This window comes from Halobacillus campisalis (assembly GCF_030345335.1).
In the GTDB taxonomy this organism is placed as follows: domain Bacteria; phylum Bacillota; class Bacilli; order Bacillales; family Halobacillaceae; genus Halobacillus_A; species Halobacillus_A campisalis.
The window spans coordinates 297,673-317,197 of record NZ_JAPVRC010000004.1; the positions used below are offsets into that span (position 1 = coordinate 297,673).

The window sequence follows — 19,525 nt, forward strand, 5'->3', positions numbered from 1 at the left end:
CGTCAAAAAAAGAAGCAAAGCGAACGTTCCGCTTTGCTTTCACAGGGGGAATACGAGAAAGTCTTACGTTAATCAATATAGCCATAAATCGTAAACTCTAAACCTCTTTTTTTGATTATTATTTTTCTTTTAATTCATAAAGTAGATTCATAGCTTTAAGTACTTCTTCTTCGGAGAAATCAAGGGACTTTCTAAGCAGCAATTTGGCTCGTTTCACACCTACTTCACCGATCAAGTTTTGAAGTTCTTCATCAATCGTGTGGTCAGTCTGGTGTTCGACTAATTCAGAAGCCGGAATATCGAGCACAGTAGAAATTTTCAGTAATGTGTCCAGTTCAGGCTCTCTAGAATTGGATTCGTAAGACTCTAATGTCTGAACACCAATTCTTGATTTCATAGCCAAATCCTCAATAGTGAACTCTTTCAGTTGACGATACTTTTTAATGTTATCTCCAACACTCATAAGTACCCCTCCTTGCCTTTTCTACATTATACCAATATGTAGTGGGAAAAGGATACTATAGGAACTCTTTGATTATTCTTAGAAGGTATGGTAAAATCAATAATTGCGTGAAAAGAAACGAATATTTTAATCAGGAGTTGTATAGCATGTCAGATAAGTTTCAAGAAGGTCAAGTTTTAGATGGTAAAGTAACAGGAATTCAGCCATATGGTGCATTCGTTGCCCTTGATGAAAAAGTGCAAGGTCTTGTGCATATTTCCGAAGTAACTCATGGCTACGTGAAGGATATTAACGAGCACCTAAATGAAGGTGATGAAGTTCAAGTTAAAATTCTTAACATCGATGCAGAAAAGAATAAATATTCTCTTTCCATCCGTGCTACACAGGAGGCACCTAAGCAAGAACAGCGCCGTCCTCGCAAGCAAGCTGCTCCTAAGCAGCAGCAATACCAGCAGGAGGATGCTTCTGCAGGATTTAATACTTTAAAAGACAAGTTAGAAGACTGGATTAAGCAGTCTGACGATCGCGAAAAGTTTCGTAAATAATTAAAACCCGGCTGACTCAGCCGGGTTTTTTTTAGTTGTTAATTAGCTTCATCGCTATGTCTTTCTCTCCACATGTCAGGGAAAGGCATCACTCCACTAAACATTTCACTTACTTTTTTGGGACTGAGAGGCCCTCTAACATAAGCGATCTCCCTGTGTGAAGAAAGAACGCTTCACTGAGGGACCTTGCTTATGCATGTCAGGTCTGAACGCCCCTCTCCGCATTTCGATTGTCCAGCTGCGGCGTCTATCCACTCGCGACATAAGCAAGTTCCTTACGTGAAGGAAGATCGTTTCACTACAGGAACTTGCTTATGCGTTTCGTGGCTATCAAGACGTCTCCGCATTTCTTTAATGTCCAGCTGCGAGGGGCAGGCCTTCGTGACATAAGCGATCTCCATCCGTGAAGAAAGAACGCTTCACTGCGGGAGCTTGCTTATGCATGTCAGGCCTGAACGCCCCTCTCCGCATTTCTTTTTACTTTTCGGTGGCGTCTACTGTTGCGTCATGATATTCAGCGGCACGCGAAAAGTATATAGATATGGCAATAAGTCCGCTAATTCCTACAAGTGTGTAAATGACACGTGCGAATGCACCACTCTGTTCTCCACCACCGAAGAGACCTGCAACTAAGTCATACTGGAATAGACCAACAAGTCCCCAGTTAATAGCTCCAATGATGATAAGCAATAAGGCTGTTCTTTGAATCCAGCTCATTCTTTTCCCCTCCTTACTACGTTGAATTAGTCATAGGTTGAGCGAAGTGAGAAATTTTATACATAACGCATTTCTTTTGAGTATCTGTTTGAGATAGTGGATAATGTGATATTGTACGAAAGATACTCATTTTTGAGAGGAGAATATTGAGATGGATGCATTTACTTTCCATAATCCAACCAAATTAATTTTTGGTAGAAATCAAGTGGAACAATTAACTGAGCAAATACCAAATAATACGAATAAAGTGTTAGTCGTTTATGGCGGCGGAAGTATAAAGAAAAATGGCGTTTATGATGACGTCATGAAAGAACTGAATAGTTTAGAAGTAGAAGTATACGAGCTGTCAGGTGTTGAGCCGAATCCAAGGCTGACTACGGTTAGAAAAGGCGTGGATATTTGTAAAAAAGAAAACATCGATTTCATTTTGGCTGTCGGAGGCGGAAGTGTTATTGACTGTACGAAGACTATAGCTGCTGGAGCTAAATATGAGGGAGATGCGTGGGATCTTGTCACAAGACAAGCTACTCCAGAAGGTGCAATACCTTTTGGTACGGTATTGACGCTTGCAGCTACAGGTTCAGAAATGAACGGCGGCGCTGTTATTACGAATTGGGAAACGAATGAGAAGTATGGATGGGGATTCGCACCATATACGTACCCGACCTTTTCCATTCTGGATCCTCAGAATACAGTGACAGTACCACGAGACCAAACTATTTACGGGATCGTGGATATGATGAGTCATCTGATGGAACAATATTTCCATAATAATACGCAGTCACCCGTGCAAGATGAGATGGTAGAAGGGGTCTTACGTACAGTCATCGATACGGCACCCAAATTACTTGACGATTTAACGTCTTATGAACACCGCGAAACGGTTCTATATGCTGGAACGATTGCATTGAATGGAATGCTTCAGATGGGTTACCGCGGAGACTGGGCTTCTCACAATATCGAGCACGCCGTCTCAGCTGTATACGATATTCCTCACGCAGGAGGTTTGGCCATCCTTTTCCCTAATTGGATGAAGCATAATGTTGAAGTTAATGTATCTCGCTTTGCACGATTTGCTGAAAAAGTTTTCCAAGTGGATCCTGAGGGCAAATCAGAGCGTGAAGTAGCTGAGCAGGGAATTGAAGAACTGAGGAGTTTTTGGTCTTCATTAGGTGCTCCTGAGACACTGGCTGATTATGACATCAATGACGATCAATTTAATGTAATTATCAATCGTGCGATGAAACGCGGTGCTTTTGGCAATTTCAATAAGTTGGAAGATGAAGATGTAGCAAAAATATTAGAGATGTCTAAATAATGAATTTTAGAGACACAGTTGTATGCTGTGTCTCTTTTTCATGTGAAGCGCTTTCATATTAAATGCTTACTTGATTTGCTAGGAAGGTTCCGATAAAGTGAAATTAGCTCATTAAAAAAATGACTTGGAGGAATTTGAATGACACACGTTCGCTTTGACTATAAAAAAGCATTACCGTTCTTTAACGAACATGAAATTGAATATATGCAAGGTGCCGTATCACTTGCTCATAAAGCACTGCATGAAAAAACTGGCGCTGGGAACGATTTCCTAGGGTGGATCGACTTGCCGGAAGACTACGATCGAGAAGAATTTGCTCGAATTCAAAAGTCAGCTGCCAAAATCAAAGAAGATTCTGATGTTCTATTAGTGATCGGAATCGGTGGTTCTTACCTTGGCGCCCGGGCTGCAATTGAAATGCTTAACCATAGCTTCTACAATGAACTATCTTCTGAACAGCGCGGCACTCCTCAAGTGTTTTTCGTAGGGAACAGCATTAGCGCTCCATACTTAAACGATTTATTTGACCTGCTTAAAGGGAAGAACGTTTCCGTCAATGTAATTTCTAAAAGTGGAACGACAACTGAACCAGCGATCGCCTTCCGTGCTTTCCGAAAGTTTTTGGAGGAAAAGTACGGTCAGGAAGAAGCACAGAAGAGAATTTATGCCACTACGGATAAAAACAAGGGAGCTTTAAAGACTTTGGCTGATGAACAGGGCTACGAGTCTTTTGTCGTGCCTGATGATGTAGGTGGACGTTATTCCGTTCTGACAGCGGTAGGGTTACTTCCCATTGCCGTAAGCGGTGTTGATATTGAAGCGATGATGGAAGGCGCTAATGCAGCGCGTAAAGACTTAAGTACAGACAATTTGGATGAGAACCCTGCTTATCAATACGCTGCTGTACGTAACGCTCTTTACAGTAAAGGGAAAACGATTGAGATGATGATCAACTATGAACCTTCCTTACAATATTTTTCTGAATGGTGGAAGCAGCTGTTCGGTGAAAGTGAAGGAAAGGATCAAAAAGGCATTTATCCGTCTTCCGCGAATTTCTCAACAGATTTACACTCATTAGGCCAGTATGTGCAGGACGGTCGAAGAGATTTATTTGAAACAGTTTTACATGTAGAAACACCTAAATCTGATTATACGATTGAAGAAGATGAACAAAACCTGGACGGGCTCAACTATTTGGCGGGTGAAACCGTCGATTACGTCAACGAAAAAGCCTATGAGGGAACGATGCTTGCTCACACGGATGGTCAAGTTCCGAACTTAATCGTTCACGTACCTAAGCTTGATGCTTATACTTTCGGTTATCTTGCCTATTTCTTTGAGAAAGCTTGTGCTGTCAGTGGCTATCTCCTAGGAGTAAATCCTTTCGATCAGCCAGGGGTAGAAGCTTATAAGAAGAACATGTTTGCCTTATTAGGCAAGCCTGGCTTTGAAAAAGAAAAAGAAGAATTAGAAAAACGTCTATAAGATAAATGAAAACCACCTCCAATTATTGGTTAATCGGAGGTGGTTTTTTTTGGGTAAGCTAATCTCTAAAGGAGGTGCTGAGTATGATTACTTTAGAGTCAGAACTAACGAATAAGTTGTTTGTTTTTCATGAAATGGAACAGGCGCTTCAACCGCTTGGTTTTAAATTAGCAGACAACTGGGAGTACGATCATGGTTATTTGGATTATAAAATTGATAACGAAGCTTCAGGTTACCAATTTCTCCGTCTTCCAGTAGAAGTTATAGAAGGACAGTTTCTGGATAACCCTTCAGATGCTACTTTAGTAAAAGTGAAAGAGCCCTATCTATTGGCACATTACTATCAGGATGGCATAGATGACCATGTAAGAGAGGGGAACTTCAGAGCATCGTTCGATCAGTTCCAGGAACCAAAAGATAAAGATGGTGAATTTCCTGAACATCTTATCCCTGTAGGAATGCAAGCCTTACGAGATGCCGAGCAAGCGTTACGTGCGCAGCGGAATGAGCAAAATTAACGTCTGTACTTTTTCTAATGGTATAAGATGGTCAACCACAAAATGTAATTTTTTGTTCTGGCGATAGCCTACAATGACCGACCCTTGTTCGAGATAATGGATCACCGCCTCCTTCATAGATTGGTCTTTAAGCACTAAAGGGACAGATTCTTCGTGGAATTGTCTTGAGGTCAGTAATTCGAGCAACAATTGGAAAGGCTCAACAGGATCGGTATGGTAAAGCTCGTGATATAGCAAGCTGCTCATGAAATCATTCGATCGGATGACGGTATTTGCTCCTGCCCGCTCTGCATTAATCTTTTGCTTATCTGTCAACACTTCGGCAATGATGAAGAGGGAGGGGTGGTGACCTTTCAGTGCTACAGTCTGGTGGATTACAGACTGATCAGCAGAGTGTTCTGCTTTTGAAGGATCAGCTGTTATGATAGCTGTTTTAGCTTCTTTCAGGTTAGCTTTTTCCATGGTCTCTTCCATTGTCGCGTCTCCATGAACGAAATGGACATTAGAATGGTTTTCATAAAGCCGTTTCATAGATCGATCGATTAATACTATATATTCTTCGCTGTTATTCTTCTCCATCATATCGATCAGTTGACGCGTGCGTTCATTCCAGCCAATGATAACGATATGGTGTTTACCTTTATATTGGACTCTTCCTCTAGACAAATCACGTTCGTGCTGGACGGTGGCTGCAGATAAAGTAGCCATATAAAAAGTGATAAGCCCGCCTCCAGTCAATATCAATAAAATGGTGATTATTCGGCCAGCTGTAGTTAAAGGGACATAATCCCCATAACCGACTGTGGCCCCAGTAATAAAAGCCCACCAGATTCCATCGAATACGGTAGTAAAAGTGCCAGGTTCAATCGTATGGATGACTACACCATAGAAAACCATGAATAATAGGACTGTCCCTAATAAGCGCAAGAAAACAGGCAGTTGAAAGTATAGACGAAGCCATTGCTGCATGACAGAGCTCCTCTTTTTTCCCTTAGTATGTCTCAATCACAGCGGCTTCAAACATAAAAAAAGTGCCTCTTTAGAAATGAAAGAGGCACTTTGATCAGGAGGTCAAGGCTTTTTTTAAGTCGTTATATACGTAGGAACGAAAATCTTCATTGTCACGATAAGCTTTTGTGATAAATTGGAACATTTCGTTTTGCTTCTCTTTGAACTGCTCATCACTCTCTGCAGGTAAGTTGGCGCTTGAGCTTTCTATAAAATCCTGCAACTCTGGTGCCCGGGGTCCCCAATTAAATAATTCGTTCCCTTCACGATCAATGATGATAATCTTCGGAATGGATCTTGAAGTTTTATTAGTTAAATATTGGTCCATTAACGTTAAGTTCTCATCTCTCAGTAAAAAGTGAGTATCAATTTTGCTTATTTCTGCAATACGAAGGAAAACGGGTATGTTAAGCATTGCATCTCCGCACCAGTCTTCCGTCAATATAATCGCCCTGAGGTTCTTTTCTCTAAGTTGTGCAAGGAGAGGTTCGTCCTCAGTTGGTACTTTAAAATGTTCGTAAATATAAACGAAGCCCTGCTGATGCTGACTCATAGAATCCACATATTCCTGGGCGGTAATTCCTTTATCAAACCAGTCGTTTAGTTCCATAGCAACTCCTCCTCAATAACTACATACTCAGTGAGAGTTCCCTAAATCATATTAGATTAAGCGTGTTTTTAAAAATGATTGCTAAAGGTGGTATAATTTTATTGTTGAAAATAAAGAGGAGGTTTTATTACATATGGAAAAAGAAGCAAAGCAATTTCTTATGGAACTTTTAACTATTCCGTCACCTTCAAGCATGGAAATGGAAATCCAAAAGCGTTGGATTAAGGAAATGAAACGTTATGCTGATGAAATCCGTACAGATCACGCTGGTAACGCAATAGCCGTCCTGAATCCCGAAGCCGAATTCAAAGTCCTGTTAGCAGGACATTGTGATGAGATCGCTTTGGTCATCAACAGAATCGATGAACAGGGATATTTGCATTTTGATAAGATGGGTGGAATCAATCCTAAGGCAGCCGTAGGGATGAAGGTCACCGTACTTGGTGAAGAAAAACACTTTTCCGGGGTGATCGGTGTAAATGCCCAGCACCATGGGGGATTAAAAGGTGATTTTGGCCTGGAAGATCTATTTATAGACTGTGGAGCTAAATCGAAAGAAGAAATCTCTGAATTCATAAAAATTGGTGACTTGGCGGTATATAAGAGAGAACCTGAAGTTCTTATGGACCGATACATCTCAGGTCGGGGACTTGATAATCGTACAGGACAATTCATTGTAGGGGAAGTAGTGCGCAGGCTGTCTAAAAAGAATTTGAACGTCGGACTTTATGCGGCAAGCACGGTGAACGAAGAAACAAATATGGGCGGGGCATATTTTGCCGCTGCGGGAATTGAACCAACGCTGGCCATTGCCTGTGATGTAACGTTTGCCACAGACTACCCCGGAGTGAATAAGAATAAATACGGAGACATTACATTGGATGGTGGTCCGGTTCTGGCAAAGGGTGCTCCTATCAATCGAAAGATCAACAAGTTGCTAGAAGCAAGTGCTAAAGAGCTGGAGATTGACGTCCAATATGAGCTGACTTCGCGTTCGACAGGAACTGATGCCGACCGCATGCGGCTCACGGGTAAAGGAGTGCCGGTCAGTCTGGTTTCGCTGCCCCTTAGATATATGCATTCACCTGTTGAAACGGCCAGTCTAAAAGATATCGAAGAAGAAATCGATTTACTAGTCCACCTGATTGAAAACATGAGTGGTCAGGAAAATTTAAGCCCTTTAGAAGATTAAATGACTTGAACATTTTAATGGAATCGAATAGAATTAAATTACAATTCGATATCGATTCAAATCTTCGGGGCAGGGTGCAATTCCCGACCGACGGTAAGGAGTGTGTTAGCACACTCTAAGTCCGTGACCCGCTTTGTGTAAAAGCTTCGCGGTGGACCTGGTGAGAGTCCGGGACCGACAGTGAAAGTCTGGATGGGAGAAGATCATGAGTGCAAGAAAGGTAGTAGCACATTACTATCTTTAATTCTCAATGAGTTTATATTCAACCCCTGGAGCGTTATATTTGCTTCAGGGGTTTTATTTTTCCTTTTTGAATGAGCTCACCTTCATCTGGGATTGTGAATCGATAGAAAAGATGGAGGAATTAAAATGAACCAAAGTCGAGTATCCAATCTGCCAAAACTGATTATTTTAGCACTGTTCGGGAGTATTTCCATGGTGCTTATGTTTTTGAATTTTCCGCTTCCTATGCTGCCGCCTTATTTAAAGGTCGATTTCAGTGAAGTTCCTGCATTGCTGGCAGCTATTTTATTCACTCCGGCTGCTGGCATTGCCGTAGAGGCTTTAAAGAATATTTTGTACCTGATTTATACAGGAGCAGGTGACCCGGTAGGGGTAGCTGCGAATTTTTCAGCGGGAGTTCTTTTCATTGTTCCAGTATCAATTCTTTATCATAAATTCAAAAGTACTAAAGGGCTGATCTCCGGGTTGGTGTCTGGCGCCGTGATTATGGCTGTTGGAATGAGCGTCTTGAACTATTTCTTGATCCTTCCAGCGTACAGCTGGTTCATGGGTTGGGAATCTATGACTACTGAAGTCAAAAGTTTTACAATATTAGCAGGTATTTTACCGTTTAATGCTTTAAAAGGAATAATTGTAGGGATTCTATTTGTTCCTTTATTCATTAAGCTGCGACCGTGGATTGAGCAGAAACGGCTGCGCCACTCGTCCGCTGCATAAAAAATGGCCTTCCAACAAATTTGGAGGGCCATTTTTATAAGAATTTGGCTTTGTTAAAGTTCAGTGTTGTTATTCATATAAGCTCCCTTCAGTGGAAGACTCAGATTCGAGATATTCGGGCTGTTTCCGTTATGAGTGACAGCGTTTAGAGCTCCGGGAAATCACTCGCTTTCCGTGGGAGTGCAGTGAGCCTCCTCGAGCTAACGCTCTGCGGGGTCTCACCAAGCACTCTTTTCCCACAGGAGTCTCGCGATTTCCCGGAGCTCTTTACGATGATTAGCAGCTCGGAAACGCCTTGGATATAACATTATCATCTACGAACCGAGAAGAGCTTTTCTCCTTACCTAATAAATCTAAACGCTGGGGGTTATTACCACCCATGTCCAAGTTGTTTACGGCACCGCCTTAGCATGAAAATACGAACGTTAATGTTAAATACTGAGGGTGCGTAAAAAAGGTCTCTCATTAAATAACTTGAGAACACAATATCTTCATTTCACAGGAATCGGGAAGAAGCTCTTTTTTTTGAGGGTTCGTTTCTCCCCTTCATCGACTGGGGTGGTTGGGAAGCTGCGAGACTCCTTTTGTAAAAGCGGAAGCGCTTTGGTCAGCGGCGTATGGACTGGACTGAGCTGCCGGAGATAAAGGAATCACGAAGAACGGAGTGATTCGATGTTGACTTATCGTACAGAAGTGAAGGAAGTCTCAGTAGCCGCTAAGCGCTGGAGCTGGATAGCCCCCACGAGGTTTATGAACAGTTTCACGCCCTTGACTAATATAAGTATAAGAGGTGGGAGAAGGATGTAGGCGAGATCCCACAGGGCTGAAAAGCCCGAGGAAGCTCGCCACTTCCCCCACAGGAAAGCGAGTAGCTTCCCAACAACCCCTGACTCTCAACACGGCAACAAACCCATATTATTTCGAAATCAAGTCTTCCACTATCCTGCCATATTGTTGAATAACTCACTTATCAATATCAACAACCACCTTTAACATAGCCAAGAATTTAAAAATACTCGTTTCCTGCGGGGGCCTGGCAAGCTTCATAAAAAAAGAGAGCGGCTTAAGACCGCTCTTCTTCCACTTCATCTACATTAAATCTGGCTGTTGGCATGATTTCCAGGCGTTCTACAGGAATAGGCTCTCCCGTCTTTTCACTGACGCCAAATGTGCCATCTTCGATACGCTGAAGCGCATCATTTGCTTCCATTAATTTTTCTCTTGACTGCTCATAAAAGGTCATGTCTTTTTGTTTTTCATGCTGAGAAGTACCCAAATTACCTGGATGATCGGCTACACTGGATAGTTCGCCTTCATTGGAAGAGCTGTTTGCTGTCTGCTCTTCCTGGAAATCCTCAATTTCTTTCTCTGCTTCTTCTTTGATTTCCTCTAATTGAGCTTTAAATTGATCGATTTGCTTATTAGTTAACATACATTTGTACTCCTTTCACCACGTCAGGCTTGTTTCAGTGGCACGACTCCAACAGTGCAGCGCGAAATAGAAATAAGTCTATCTTCCTCATCCTTGATTGAAATTTCCCAAACCATTGTTGTTTTTCCTATATGAAAAGGTTTGGCTGTTCCATAGACATTTCCAGAGCGAACACTTTTCATATGATTTGCATTTATTTCAAGGCCGAATATTTGATGCGTACGAGCATCGATGTTCAAGAAGGATGCTATACTAGCTGCAGATTCAGCAAGTGCTACACTTGCACCTCCGTGTAAAAATCCCATTGGCTGATGTGTACGCTCATCAACTGGCATGCTTAAGGTCACTTGCTGAGGAGTCGCACTTACTACTTCTATGCCTAACGTTTCCATTAAAGTATTTTTCATTGAAAGTTCCATCTTCATCATTCCTTTTCAATATTTCCCTTACGTATGTAAATCAAACCTATAGAAAAAGGATGGCATTCACCATCCTTTTTCTATAGAGTCAGTGGGATAAACAACTGGATTAGCAGTGATAAACCTAGAAGAAATCCATAAATAGTATTCGTTTGGGCAGTTGCCTTCATTGCAGGCATCATTTCTAGAGGCTGCTTTTTTCCTGTGAAGCCTTTTACCGCATTTGTGGCTTTTCTTATACTTAAGAAAGTGATCAGAGACCAAACGGGTAGAATGCCTAACATAATGAACAGTATAGTCAGACTGTAAGCAATTGAGAATATCACTGTTAAAAAGCGGATAGATCCCTCATGGCCAAGGAGGATTGCTATTGTCTTCCTCCCATTTTCAGCGTCACCGACCCGATCGCGGATATTATTAGCCAGCAAAATAGCTCCTATGAAGATTGCGACAGGAATAGATACAATGATGACTGTCCAACTAATCGATAACATTTGAATATAATAGCTGATGCTGATAATCACAGTCCCCATAAATATTCCTGCCGTAATTTCACCGAATGGCGTATACGCTATAGGATAGGGCCCGCCTGTGTACAAATAACCGAAAAGCATGGAAATGATTCCTATAAGGGCAATCCACCAACTTGAAGAGGCGCAAATATATACACCTAATAATGTAGCGATACCAAGGAAACTATAAGCAAGAGTCTTTACAATTACCGGGCTTATTCCGTCTCTGACTATTGTACCGCCGATTCCTACTGAATTCTCATTATCAAGTCCGCGGACATAGTCAAAGTATTCATTGAACATGTTGGTCGCTGCTTGTATCAAAATAGAGGCGATCAGCATGGCTGCAAACAGACCGATATGGATGGGGGCTTGCAGGGCCGCAAGCATCGATCCAATGAATACAGGCACAAAAGCTGCCGTCAAGGTGTGAGGTCTCAGTAATCGCCACCACACCTGAAATCCACCCTGTTCGTTCAAGGAAGCTTTCATATTTTGTTTAGGTAAAGTGCTCATGGGGCCATCTCCCTTGTAATTTAATATCAATTTAAGTTTAGGGAAACGGCTCGTAAGTGTCAATCGTTGTAAGAATATGCTTTTAATAGTGGGGATTCCTTGAGTCCTGGCCTGAAAGAGAATAAAATAGAAGAGGGTCTGTTAAAACATATATAAAGACCGATTAAATGCAGCGTCCCTGAGAGGGATGGGAGGAATTTTCATGCTTCATACTAAAATACCTCAGATTGAAGAAATCGTAGAGGGAGCTATAAATAAGGCCGCCTTATTGGGAGAGCCGCAACTGATAAGTGTAGTGAAACAAATAGATAAAACGAACAGTATTTCTTTTCTAGATAGAGCTCATAAACTGGATGAGCATCGTTCATATTGGCGCAGTGCTGATGAAGAATTTGTTTTAGTAGGTGTCGGTTCTGCACAGAAGATTCTATCTTCTGACCAGCATCGCTTCAATGAAATAGAAGCTGTCTGGAATGAGGTTCAGCAAAAAGCTGATGTGTTTGATCCTCACCATGAAAAAGGCACCGGGCTCGTTTGTCTCGGGGGGTTTAGTTTTGATACTGAGCAGGACAATGCTTATCCATGGGAACATTTCCCTGATAGCCAGATGACGATCCCGATGTATTTGTTGACTAACAAAGGTAATCAATCATATTTGACTACAAACATCCTCATTTTAGAGGAAGATCATAAACAACAGATTGTAAACCAGGTAGAAGAGGCTCATGCTCTTCTTTTGGATGGCAGCAGGGAGGAAACACAGCTTCCTGCCTGTACAGATATAGAGGAAATAGAACCTGAGGAATGGAAATTGCTGGTTGATAAGGCTACGAATGATATAAAAAACGGTGAGCTTGAGAAAGTTGTTCTTGCTCGTGAAATTAGACTGCAATTCAAAAATGATATAGAGCTAGCGGCAGTCATTGAAAAACTTGCAGAAAGTCAGTCACAAAGTTATATCTTCTCCGTGGAAAGCGGCGGTCATCATTTTGTCGGTGCTACTCCGGAACGTCTTGTAAAGGTGGAAAATCAGGAGCTTGTTTCAACATGTTTAGCTGGAACGATACCGCGCGGCCGGGACAATGAAGAAGATCACCGTTTTGGCCAGGAATTGCTGAACGACCCTAAGAATCGTCAGGAGCATGACTTTGTCGTTAAAATGATCAGAAATGCGGTGGAAGCTTGTTGTTATGACATCGAGATACCTGAGAAGCCGGTCGTCTACCCCTTGAGCAATTTACAGCACTTATATACGCCGGTAACCGCTACTCTTGAGGAAGGCTATACTCTTCTTGACGTAGTGGCGAGATTGCACCCAACCCCTGCACTTGGTGGGATGCCTCAACAGAAATCCGTCGATTATATACGTTCTCACGAAGCTTTGAACCGTGGATGGTATGCTGGACCGATCGGCTGGTTTGATGGAAGGAACAATGGTGAGTTTGCGGTAGCAATCCGATCGGCACTGATAAGGGAAGATGGAGCATCATTGTTTGCCGGTTGTGGGGTTGTTGAAGACTCAGATCCTGAAGCCGAATATGTTGAAACGGGAGTAAAACTAAAACCTATGCTCTCTGTTTTAGGGGGGAGCTGATGAGTCATACCGAAGTGCTAACTAAATATATGGTTCATTTTGTTGGTCAGCTTGCTTCCTCAGGTGTGGAAGATGTCGTCATTTCTCCCGGCTCAAGGTCTACCCCGCTTGCGATGACTTTCAGACAGCGAGATGACATCAATCACTGGATAAATTTAGATGAACGATCAGCAGCATTTTTTGCTTTAGGTATCGCCAAGGAGAAACAGAAGCCTGTGGCTCTAGTTTGTACCTCTGGCACTGCAGCTGCCAACTACTACCCTGCTATTGTAGAGGCTTATTATAGCAGGGTTCCTTTACTTGTATTAACTGCGGATCGTCCTCATGAATTAAGAGACGTAGGTGCGCCGCAAGCGATAGAGCAAACGGAAATGTACGGTAAGTATGTAAAGTGGTTTCACGATTTGGCGCTTCCTGAAGAATCGCTGCTGTCTTATGTTAAAAAACAAGCAGCTAGAGCGGTGATGGAAAGTACCTCTGAGCATAATGGACCCGTCCATCTCAATATTCCACTCAGAGAGCCTTTGACCCCGGATTTTTCTCTGCCTGAACTCTGGAGTCATGAGCAAGAGCCTATTCCAGAAATAATGGCAGGATTAACAACGCTTTCAAAAGACAACGTAAAAGTGTTCAAAGAACTTTTACTCAGTGATCGCAATGGTTTAATTGTGTGCGGCCCCCAAACCAATCCTGATTTGGCAGAAGCGATTACAGAGCTTGCCTCGAAAGTGGGCATTCCTGTCCTGGCTGACCCTTTATCGCAATTGAGGGCAGGGGACCACGATAAAAGAAACGTTGTCGAAAGTTATGACGCTTTGCTGAAATCAGATCCGTTAAAAAGAAAGCTTCAGCCTGACTATATTATCCGGTTTGGGGCAATGCCTGTCTCCAAAGCTTACTTACAATGGATTCAAAGCTATGGAAATACAGTCGAGCATTTTATTGTAGAAGAGCATTCTAGTTATCGGGAACCTTCTGGAGTGGCTGCGCAATTCGTCTGGTGTCATCCTTTGAGTTTTTGTAAACAGGTTTCCGCTGAAATTTCTGAAGGAAGCACAGAAGATAACTGGCTTGATTTGTGGCGGAAAATGAATATTGAAGCAAAAGAACACATGCTCGCAGCTCCTGATGAACGATTGAATGAGGGACATGCAGTAGCTTATTTATCTGATGCGATCCCTGACGATTCTGTTTTGTTTGTTGGAAATAGTATGCCGATAAGGGATGTAGACAGCTTTTTTGTTTCTACCCCAAAAAAAGTGACGATTATGGCAAACCGTGGGGCAAATGGTATTGATGGAGTAATTTCAACTGCTCTAGGTATCGCAGCGACCGGTCGCAAAACGACGCTGTTGCTTGGGGATGTCTCCTTTTTCCATGATTTGAACGGACTGCTGATTGCAAAGCAGCGAAGCTTGAACCTCACGATTGTTGTTATTAACAATGATGGCGGAGGGATTTTCTCTTACCTTCCACAAGCTGAGAAAAGTGAACATTTCGAAGAGTTGTTCGGCACTCCTTTAGGAATTGACTTTAAAGGGGTTACCGAAATGTACGGCGCATCCCACAAGCGTGTTACAGACTGGGATACGTATAAACTGTCGTTATCAGACAGCTATAAAGAAGAGGGCCTCTCAATCATCGAGTTTCTCACAAATAGAGAAGACCATGTAGCTTTCCACAAGCAAAAATGGAATCAAATCGCTGAAGCGGTATTAAGCTGGGAGGAGTAATTCATGTATGTAAAAGCGGGTCGACGAAGCTATTGGATTGAGGATGACGGAAAAGGGACCCCTTTGCTTTTCCTGCATGGATTTACGGGTACAGGAAAAACTTTTGATTCCACAATCAAGCTTTTTCCGGATTCTCTGCGAACTATTACTATAGATATGCCTGGTCACGGCAAAACAGGAGAAATAGGGCCTGTTACGATGGAACAATTCTCAAAAGATTTAGCTCTACTATTAGATGAACTGAAACTATCTAAAGTTCATTTATTAGGATATTCTATGGGAGGGCGTGCCGCATTGACGTTTGCTATGCTCTATCCGGATTATATCGAAACAGTGATATTAGAGAGTGCTTCGCCTGGTCTTCAAACCACTGAACAACAGCTGGCGAGACAGGCGAAGGACCAAACTTTTATAGACCAGCTCCAGAAAAAGGGTGTCGAATCGTTCGTGGAGGACTGGGAGCAGCTGCCTCTATTTAAAACCCAGCAAAACCTTTCTCAAACATCGCGGCAGTTAATCAAAGAGGAGCGGTTAAGTCATACAGCTCAAGGACTCTCACAATCATTAAAGGGAATGGGTACTGGTCAGCAGCCTTCGTGGTGGTCCAGGCTTACCGAACTCGAAAAGCGCATACTACTTATAACAGGTAGTAAAGACGAAAAGTTTGTAGAGCTTAATAAGGAAATGGATGCTCTTCTACCATACTCGACTTATATAGAGGTTAAAGGAGCCGGGCATACCGTGCACATGGAAGAACCAAAGGTTTTTGCTAAAATCGTAGAAGAATTCGTGATATAATGATAACTGCATAAAGCGGAACATTCCGTTTAACAGCTTTATTTAAGGAGGATTTTGTAATGAGCTATAATTGGGTTTCAGAACGTGAATACGATGATATCCTTTATGAAACTTTTGAAGGTATCGCGAAAATAACGATCAATCGTCCGGAAGTGCGAAATGCTTTCCGTCCGAAAACAGTACAAGAACTTATAGATGCATTCGCATATGCACGTGATGACTCCAAAATCGGAGTGATTGTCCTGGCTGGAGCTGGGGATGATGCTTTTTGTTCCGGTGGAGATCAGAGTGTGAGAGGCCATGGCGGTTACGTAGGGGATGACCGAATTCCACGGTTGAATGTACTTGATTTACAACGTCTTATCCGTGTAATTCCTAAGCCTGTCGTTGCAATGGTATCTGGTTACGCGATTGGAGGAGGTCATGTACTACATATCGTTTGCGATTTAACCATTGCAGCAGATAATGCAATATTCGGTCAAACTGGACCAAAAGTAGGCAGTTTCGATGCTGGGTACGGTGCAGGATACCTTGCTCGTATCGTAGGCCACAAGAAGGCTAGAGAGATATGGTATCTTTGTCGTCAATATAGTGCCAAAGAGGCTCAAGATATGGGGTTAGTCAATACTGTTGTTCCTCTTGATCAGCTTGAAGATGAGATGGTGCAGTGGGGAAGAGAAATGCTCGAAAAATCTCCGACAGCTCTGCGTTTCTTAAAGGCTTCTTTCAATGCGGATACAGATGGTCTTGCAGGTTTGCAGCAAATGGGTGGCGATGCCACATTGCTTTATTATACAACTGATGAAGCTAAAGAAGGACGCGATTCATTTAAAGAAAAACGCAAACCAGACTTCGATCAGTTCCCTCGTTTTCCTTAATAGGCAGAAACGATGTATAAAGAGCTTTCCTGCTTAAGCAGGGAAGTTCTTTTTATTTGTGGTTTCTTAACAAATTTGGAGAACCTATTCTGCTTAAAGAAGGGAATTCCCCTGACGAATTACATCAACAGGATGTGATCTCTTAATTAAGCGTTGGTCGTTGGAAACCAAACTGGAATGGGAGCCGTCCCAGTGGATAAACTAAAGCCGAAAGGCGAAACCGGAGGTCGTAGTATGACAGAAATACCACATTGGCTGGATAAACAAGCACAACTGCACCCGAATGCGCATGCCATTGAATCGCCAGATGAAGTACTTACATTTCGGCAATTGCAAGAACTTAGCCAGCAGATAGCTGGCGGCTTGTATAAACTAGGCGTTCAAGAAGGAGATCATATTGCGATTCTTTCTGGCAATCATATAAATTTTGCAGCTTTTATTCACGCAGCGAGCTATATCGGTGCAATTGTCGTGTGTTTAAATACTCGTTTGACTGAAAAGGAACTTCAATTTCAGCTGCGAGATGCAAAGGTTTCTCAATGCTTTGCGGATAATGATAATTACATGAAAGGTGCGAGAGCACTTAAAGAAATGTCTGATGCCATTTCTATCACTAACGTTGATGAAATCCCCAGGGTGGAAAAAGAGACGTATGAACAATTCAAAGAGTTCATTGATATGGATGAAATATTTACGATGATGTATACATCGGGGACGACAGGGAATCCAAAAGCGGTCATGCATACTTACGGCAATCACTGGTTCAGCGCTGTAGCTTCATCCTTGAATTTAGGTTTGGATACTAATGATAAATGGCTTGCATGTCTGCCACTTTTCCATGTTGGTGGTTTTTCTCTATTAATTAAAAATGTCGTCTATGGCATGCCGATTGTTCTCCTTGAACGTTTTGACCTGCATCTCGTGCACAAACAAATAAAAAACAATCAGGTGACTCTTATATCCATAGTTACTGTAATGCTTCAGCGTATGTTGAAGGAAAAACCATTAAACTATCCCTCTTCTTTCAGAGGTGCTTTACTTGGCGGCGGTCCTGTACCCAAAACATTATTACACGAAGCAGACAGCGAGAACTTACCTGTCTTCCAATCCTACGGTTTAACAGAGACAAGTTCTCAAATAGCCACACTCAGCCCGTCTGATTCATTTCGAAAATTAGGTTCTGCGGGTAAAGCGCTGGGACCTGCTACTTTAAAGGTCTTTAAAGATGGAACGCCTGCTCCACCAAATGTAGTAGGGGAGATTCACGTTAAAGGTCCAATGGTAGCAAAAGGATACTTCGGTCACCCATCAGTAAATGACGATTATTTTGCCACAGGAGATCTGGGTTATCTAGATGAGGAAGGTTTTTTGTTCGTAGTGGATCGAGTGAAGGATATGTTGATTTCTGGAGGAGAGAATGTATATCCAGCTGAAATAGAAAGCGTGCTTACACAAATAAAAGGGGTACAAGAAGCAGGAGTGACTGGAACCGCTCATAAGGAATGGGGAGAAGTGCCGATAGCTTTTATTGTTAAGTCTAATCTAGATGAGGTTACTAAAGAACAGGTAACTGCCTTCTGTCAAAACAGGCTGGCTTCTTTCAAAGTACCTCATACCATCCATTTTGTCTCAGAACTGCCCAGAAATGCTTCAAATAAATTGGTAAGAAGAAAGTTAAAGGATTTGATTGATGGAGGTGGGTATGAGTGAGAATAAAGAAAATAAGACTTAAGCGGATCGCTCTGTCTCTGAAAACTCCTTTTAAAACCCACCAAGCTGAGATTGTGAAGCGCCCGGCTATCATTGTAGAAATAGAAGACGCGGAAGGAAAGATCGGGTACGGTGAAATAACTGCATTTCCTTCCCCTTTTTACACAGCGGAGACAACTGACACAGCCTGGCACATCGTCGTGGATATACTGATACCATCAATTGAATTTAAAGAAATCCACCACCCTAATGATTTTCATGAACAAGCTTCCTCTTTTCAAGGCAACCAGATGGCGAAGGCCGGGTTAGAAGGGGCCTTGTGGGACTTGTGCGCTAAACAGCAAGGGGTAGGACTTGCTAAGCTTATAGGAGGCACTAAAGAAGCTGTCAAAGCCGGAGCGGTAATTAGTCTTTCGGAGCGGATGAAAGAAGAAATCGGTAATCTTTTGTCCCAAGGATATGAAAGATTTAAACTGAAGGTCGAAAAAGGGAAAGAAGAGGAATCGATTGCAGCAGTACGGAGTCTTTACCCCGACCTTCCACTAATGATCGATGCAAATGGAATGTATCAGGCCAGAGATCTCACTAGAGTAGCAGCCTTTGATGAGTTTGGTCTATTGATGATTGAACAGCCTTTTAGAGCTGGTGATTTTTATTTACATCGAACCCTCCAAGAAAAAATGGAGACGCCAATTTGTTTGGATGAATCTGTGGAAAGTTTTGAAGATGCAGAGCAAGCTATTGAGTTAGGCAGCTGCCGTATGATGAACATTAAGATTAGTCGAGTGGGAGGATTGACTGAGGCATTAAAAATTCACGACCTTTGTGTTGAGCATCATATTCCAGTTTGGTGCGGTGGTATGATAGAAACTGGAATATCTAAAGCTCATAATATCGCTTTAGCATCCCTTCCTAACTTCACTTTGCCGGGAGACCTTTCGGGTTCCACCAGGTATTTTGAAAAGGATATTATTAAACCATTCATAGAAGTGGACCGTGGGGAAATCAGTGTTTCTGATGAAAACGGAATCGGGTATGAAATAGACAAAGAATTTCTAAAGCAAGTTACGGAAGAGGCATACGAATATATTCTTGAGTGAAGCTTGAAAGTTTTACT

The 19,525-nt window shown here is 42.3% G+C and carries 19 protein-coding genes and 1 riboswitch; of the genes, 12 read left to right on the plus strand and 7 right to left on the minus strand.

Annotated elements, in window-relative coordinates:
• Positions 1–118 precede the first annotated feature (118 nt).
• Positions 119–463 carry a helix-turn-helix domain-containing protein gene (locus O2Q26_RS11290; RefSeq protein ID WP_289215995.1) on the minus strand — a complete coding sequence of 115 codons (345 nt, stop codon included), beginning with the start codon at positions 461–463 and terminating at the stop codon, positions 119–121.
• Between the two features lie 146 nt (positions 464–609).
• On the opposite strand from O2Q26_RS11290, the gene yugI reads away from it, so the two are divergent.
• Positions 610–1,008: a S1 domain-containing post-transcriptional regulator GSP13 gene (yugI, locus tag O2Q26_RS11295; RefSeq protein ID WP_253936753.1), complete on the plus strand. Its 399-nt coding sequence runs from the start codon at positions 610–612 to the stop codon at positions 1,006–1,008.
• 477 nt (positions 1,009–1,485) lie between these two features.
• Here the strand turns inward: yugI and O2Q26_RS11300 are convergent, their stop codons facing one another.
• Complete coding sequence (locus O2Q26_RS11300; protein WP_253936752.1) at positions 1,486–1,725, minus strand: DUF378 domain-containing protein; 240 nt, start codon at positions 1,723–1,725, stop codon at positions 1,486–1,488.
• Between the two features lie 151 nt (positions 1,726–1,876).
• Between O2Q26_RS11300 and O2Q26_RS11305 the strand changes: the two genes are divergently transcribed.
• From O2Q26_RS11305 to O2Q26_RS11315, 3 genes are all read left to right on the plus strand, one after another.
• Positions 1,877–3,043, plus strand: coding sequence for an iron-containing alcohol dehydrogenase (locus tag O2Q26_RS11305; RefSeq protein WP_289215996.1), 1,167 nt, complete (start codon positions 1,877–1,879; stop codon positions 3,041–3,043).
• Positions 3,044–3,181: 138 nt separating this feature from the next.
• A complete protein-coding gene (locus O2Q26_RS11310) occupies positions 3,182–4,528 on the plus strand; it encodes a glucose-6-phosphate isomerase (RefSeq protein ID WP_289215997.1) in 1,347 nt (448 codons plus the stop codon).
• 83 nt (positions 4,529–4,611) lie between these two features.
• Positions 4,612–5,046, plus strand: coding sequence for a YugN family protein (locus O2Q26_RS11315; protein ID WP_289215998.1), 435 nt, complete (start codon positions 4,612–4,614; stop codon positions 5,044–5,046).
• Here O2Q26_RS11315 and O2Q26_RS11320 read toward each other — a convergent pair.
• Positions 5,017–6,015, minus strand: coding sequence for a potassium channel family protein (locus O2Q26_RS11320; protein WP_289215999.1), 999 nt, complete (start codon positions 6,013–6,015; stop codon positions 5,017–5,019). The genes O2Q26_RS11315 and O2Q26_RS11320 overlap by 30 nt on opposite strands.
• A gap of 94 nt (positions 6,016–6,109) precedes the next feature.
• Positions 6,110–6,664, minus strand: a complete 555-nt coding sequence (locus O2Q26_RS11325; protein ID WP_289216000.1) for a thioredoxin family protein — start codon at positions 6,662–6,664, stop codon at positions 6,110–6,112.
• A gap of 133 nt (positions 6,665–6,797) precedes the next feature.
• On the opposite strand from O2Q26_RS11325, the gene O2Q26_RS11330 reads away from it, so the two are divergent.
• Positions 6,798–7,856, plus strand: a complete 1,059-nt coding sequence (locus tag O2Q26_RS11330) for a M20/M25/M40 family metallo-hydrolase (RefSeq protein WP_289216001.1) — start codon at positions 6,798–6,800, stop codon at positions 7,854–7,856.
• 56 nt (positions 7,857–7,912) lie between these two features.
• A riboswitch (FMN riboswitch) is annotated at positions 7,913–8,064 on the plus strand.
• A 161-nt stretch (positions 8,065–8,225) separates the two neighbouring features.
• A complete protein-coding gene (locus tag O2Q26_RS11335; protein ID WP_289216002.1) occupies positions 8,226–8,816 on the plus strand; it encodes an ECF transporter S component in 591 nt (196 codons plus the stop codon).
• 1,063 nt (positions 8,817–9,879) lie between these two features.
• On the opposite strand, the gene O2Q26_RS11340 is transcribed toward O2Q26_RS11335, so the two are convergent.
• The 3 genes from O2Q26_RS11340 to O2Q26_RS11350 all read right to left on the minus strand — a co-directional run bounded on the left by O2Q26_RS11340 (position 9,880) and on the right by O2Q26_RS11350 (position 11,695).
• Entirely contained in the window at positions 9,880–10,248 is a 369-nt protein-coding gene (locus O2Q26_RS11340) for a TraR/DksA C4-type zinc finger protein (RefSeq protein WP_289216003.1), read from the minus strand.
• A gap of 23 nt (positions 10,249–10,271) precedes the next feature.
• Positions 10,272–10,673, minus strand: a complete 402-nt coding sequence (locus tag O2Q26_RS11345) for a hotdog fold thioesterase (protein WP_289216033.1) — start codon at positions 10,671–10,673, stop codon at positions 10,272–10,274.
• Positions 10,674–10,747: 74 nt separating this feature from the next.
• A complete protein-coding gene (locus O2Q26_RS11350; protein ID WP_289216004.1) occupies positions 10,748–11,695 on the minus strand; it encodes a 1,4-dihydroxy-2-naphthoate polyprenyltransferase in 948 nt (315 codons plus the stop codon).
• A gap of 202 nt (positions 11,696–11,897) precedes the next feature.
• Here O2Q26_RS11350 and O2Q26_RS11355 point away from each other — a divergent pair, with 202 nt between their 5' ends.
• The 6 genes from O2Q26_RS11355 (at position 11,898) to menC (ending at position 19,508) form a co-directional block, all read left to right on the plus strand.
• A complete protein-coding gene (locus O2Q26_RS11355) occupies positions 11,898–13,289 on the plus strand; it encodes an isochorismate synthase (protein ID WP_289216005.1) in 1,392 nt (463 codons plus the stop codon).
• A complete protein-coding gene (gene menD / locus O2Q26_RS11360; protein WP_289216006.1) occupies positions 13,289–15,022 on the plus strand; it encodes a 2-succinyl-5-enolpyruvyl-6-hydroxy-3-cyclohexene-1-carboxylic-acid synthase in 1,734 nt (577 codons plus the stop codon). Before O2Q26_RS11355 ends, menD begins: the two co-directional genes overlap by 1 nt.
• 3 nt (positions 15,023–15,025) lie before the next feature.
• Positions 15,026–15,820: a 2-succinyl-6-hydroxy-2,4-cyclohexadiene-1-carboxylate synthase gene (gene menH, locus O2Q26_RS11365; RefSeq protein WP_289216007.1), complete on the plus strand. Its 795-nt coding sequence runs from the start codon at positions 15,026–15,028 to the stop codon at positions 15,818–15,820.
• A 59-nt stretch (positions 15,821–15,879) separates the two neighbouring features.
• Positions 15,880–16,698, plus strand: coding sequence for a 1,4-dihydroxy-2-naphthoyl-CoA synthase (gene menB, locus O2Q26_RS11370; protein WP_253937344.1), 819 nt, complete (start codon positions 15,880–15,882; stop codon positions 16,696–16,698).
• 234 nt (positions 16,699–16,932) lie between these two features.
• Positions 16,933–18,408: an o-succinylbenzoate--CoA ligase gene (locus tag O2Q26_RS11375; RefSeq protein ID WP_289216008.1), complete on the plus strand. Its 1,476-nt coding sequence runs from the start codon at positions 16,933–16,935 to the stop codon at positions 18,406–18,408.
• The gene (gene menC, locus O2Q26_RS11380; RefSeq protein WP_289216009.1) at positions 18,405–19,508 is read left to right on the plus strand and encodes an o-succinylbenzoate synthase; all 1,104 of its coding nucleotides are present in this window, start codon (positions 18,405–18,407) and stop codon (positions 19,506–19,508) included. The genes O2Q26_RS11375 and menC overlap by 4 nt, the downstream gene beginning before the upstream one ends.
• Positions 19,509–19,525: the final 17 nt, after the last annotated feature.

Bases quoted from the DNA above. Each gene is read 5' to 3' on its own strand.
- O2Q26_RS11290 (WP_289215995.1), bottom strand. From the start codon at position 463: ATGAGTGTTGGAGATAACATTAAAAAGTATCGTCAACTGAAAGAGTTC.
- yugI (WP_253936753.1), top strand. From the start codon at position 610: ATGTCAGATAAGTTTCAAGAAGGTCAAGTTTTAGATGGTAAAGTAACA.
- O2Q26_RS11300 (WP_253936752.1), bottom strand. From the start codon at position 1,725: ATGAGCTGGATTCAAAGAACAGCCTTATTGCTTATCATCATTGGAGCT.
- O2Q26_RS11305 (WP_289215996.1), top strand. From the start codon at position 1,877: ATGGATGCATTTACTTTCCATAATCCAACCAAATTAATTTTTGGTAGA.
- O2Q26_RS11310 (WP_289215997.1), top strand. From the start codon at position 3,182: ATGACACACGTTCGCTTTGACTATAAAAAAGCATTACCGTTCTTTAAC.
- O2Q26_RS11315 (WP_289215998.1), top strand. From the start codon at position 4,612: ATGATTACTTTAGAGTCAGAACTAACGAATAAGTTGTTTGTTTTTCAT.
- O2Q26_RS11320 (WP_289215999.1), bottom strand. From the start codon at position 6,015: ATGCAGCAATGGCTTCGTCTATACTTTCAACTGCCTGTTTTCTTGCGC.
- O2Q26_RS11325 (WP_289216000.1), bottom strand. From the start codon at position 6,664: ATGGAACTAAACGACTGGTTTGATAAAGGAATTACCGCCCAGGAATAT.
- O2Q26_RS11330 (WP_289216001.1), top strand. From the start codon at position 6,798: ATGGAAAAAGAAGCAAAGCAATTTCTTATGGAACTTTTAACTATTCCG.
- O2Q26_RS11335 (WP_289216002.1), top strand. From the start codon at position 8,226: ATGAACCAAAGTCGAGTATCCAATCTGCCAAAACTGATTATTTTAGCA.
- O2Q26_RS11340 (WP_289216003.1), bottom strand. From the start codon at position 10,248: ATGTTAACTAATAAGCAAATCGATCAATTTAAAGCTCAATTAGAGGAA.
- O2Q26_RS11345 (WP_289216033.1), bottom strand. From the start codon at position 10,673: ATGAAGATGGAACTTTCAATGAAAAATACTTTAATGGAAACGTTAGGC.
- O2Q26_RS11350 (WP_289216004.1), bottom strand. From the start codon at position 11,695: ATGAGCACTTTACCTAAACAAAATATGAAAGCTTCCTTGAACGAACAG.
- O2Q26_RS11355 (WP_289216005.1), top strand. From the start codon at position 11,898: ATGCTTCATACTAAAATACCTCAGATTGAAGAAATCGTAGAGGGAGCT.
- menD (WP_289216006.1), top strand. From the start codon at position 13,289: ATGAGTCATACCGAAGTGCTAACTAAATATATGGTTCATTTTGTTGGT.
- menH (WP_289216007.1), top strand. From the start codon at position 15,026: ATGTATGTAAAAGCGGGTCGACGAAGCTATTGGATTGAGGATGACGGA.
- menB (WP_253937344.1), top strand. From the start codon at position 15,880: ATGAGCTATAATTGGGTTTCAGAACGTGAATACGATGATATCCTTTAT.
- O2Q26_RS11375 (WP_289216008.1), top strand. From the start codon at position 16,933: ATGACAGAAATACCACATTGGCTGGATAAACAAGCACAACTGCACCCG.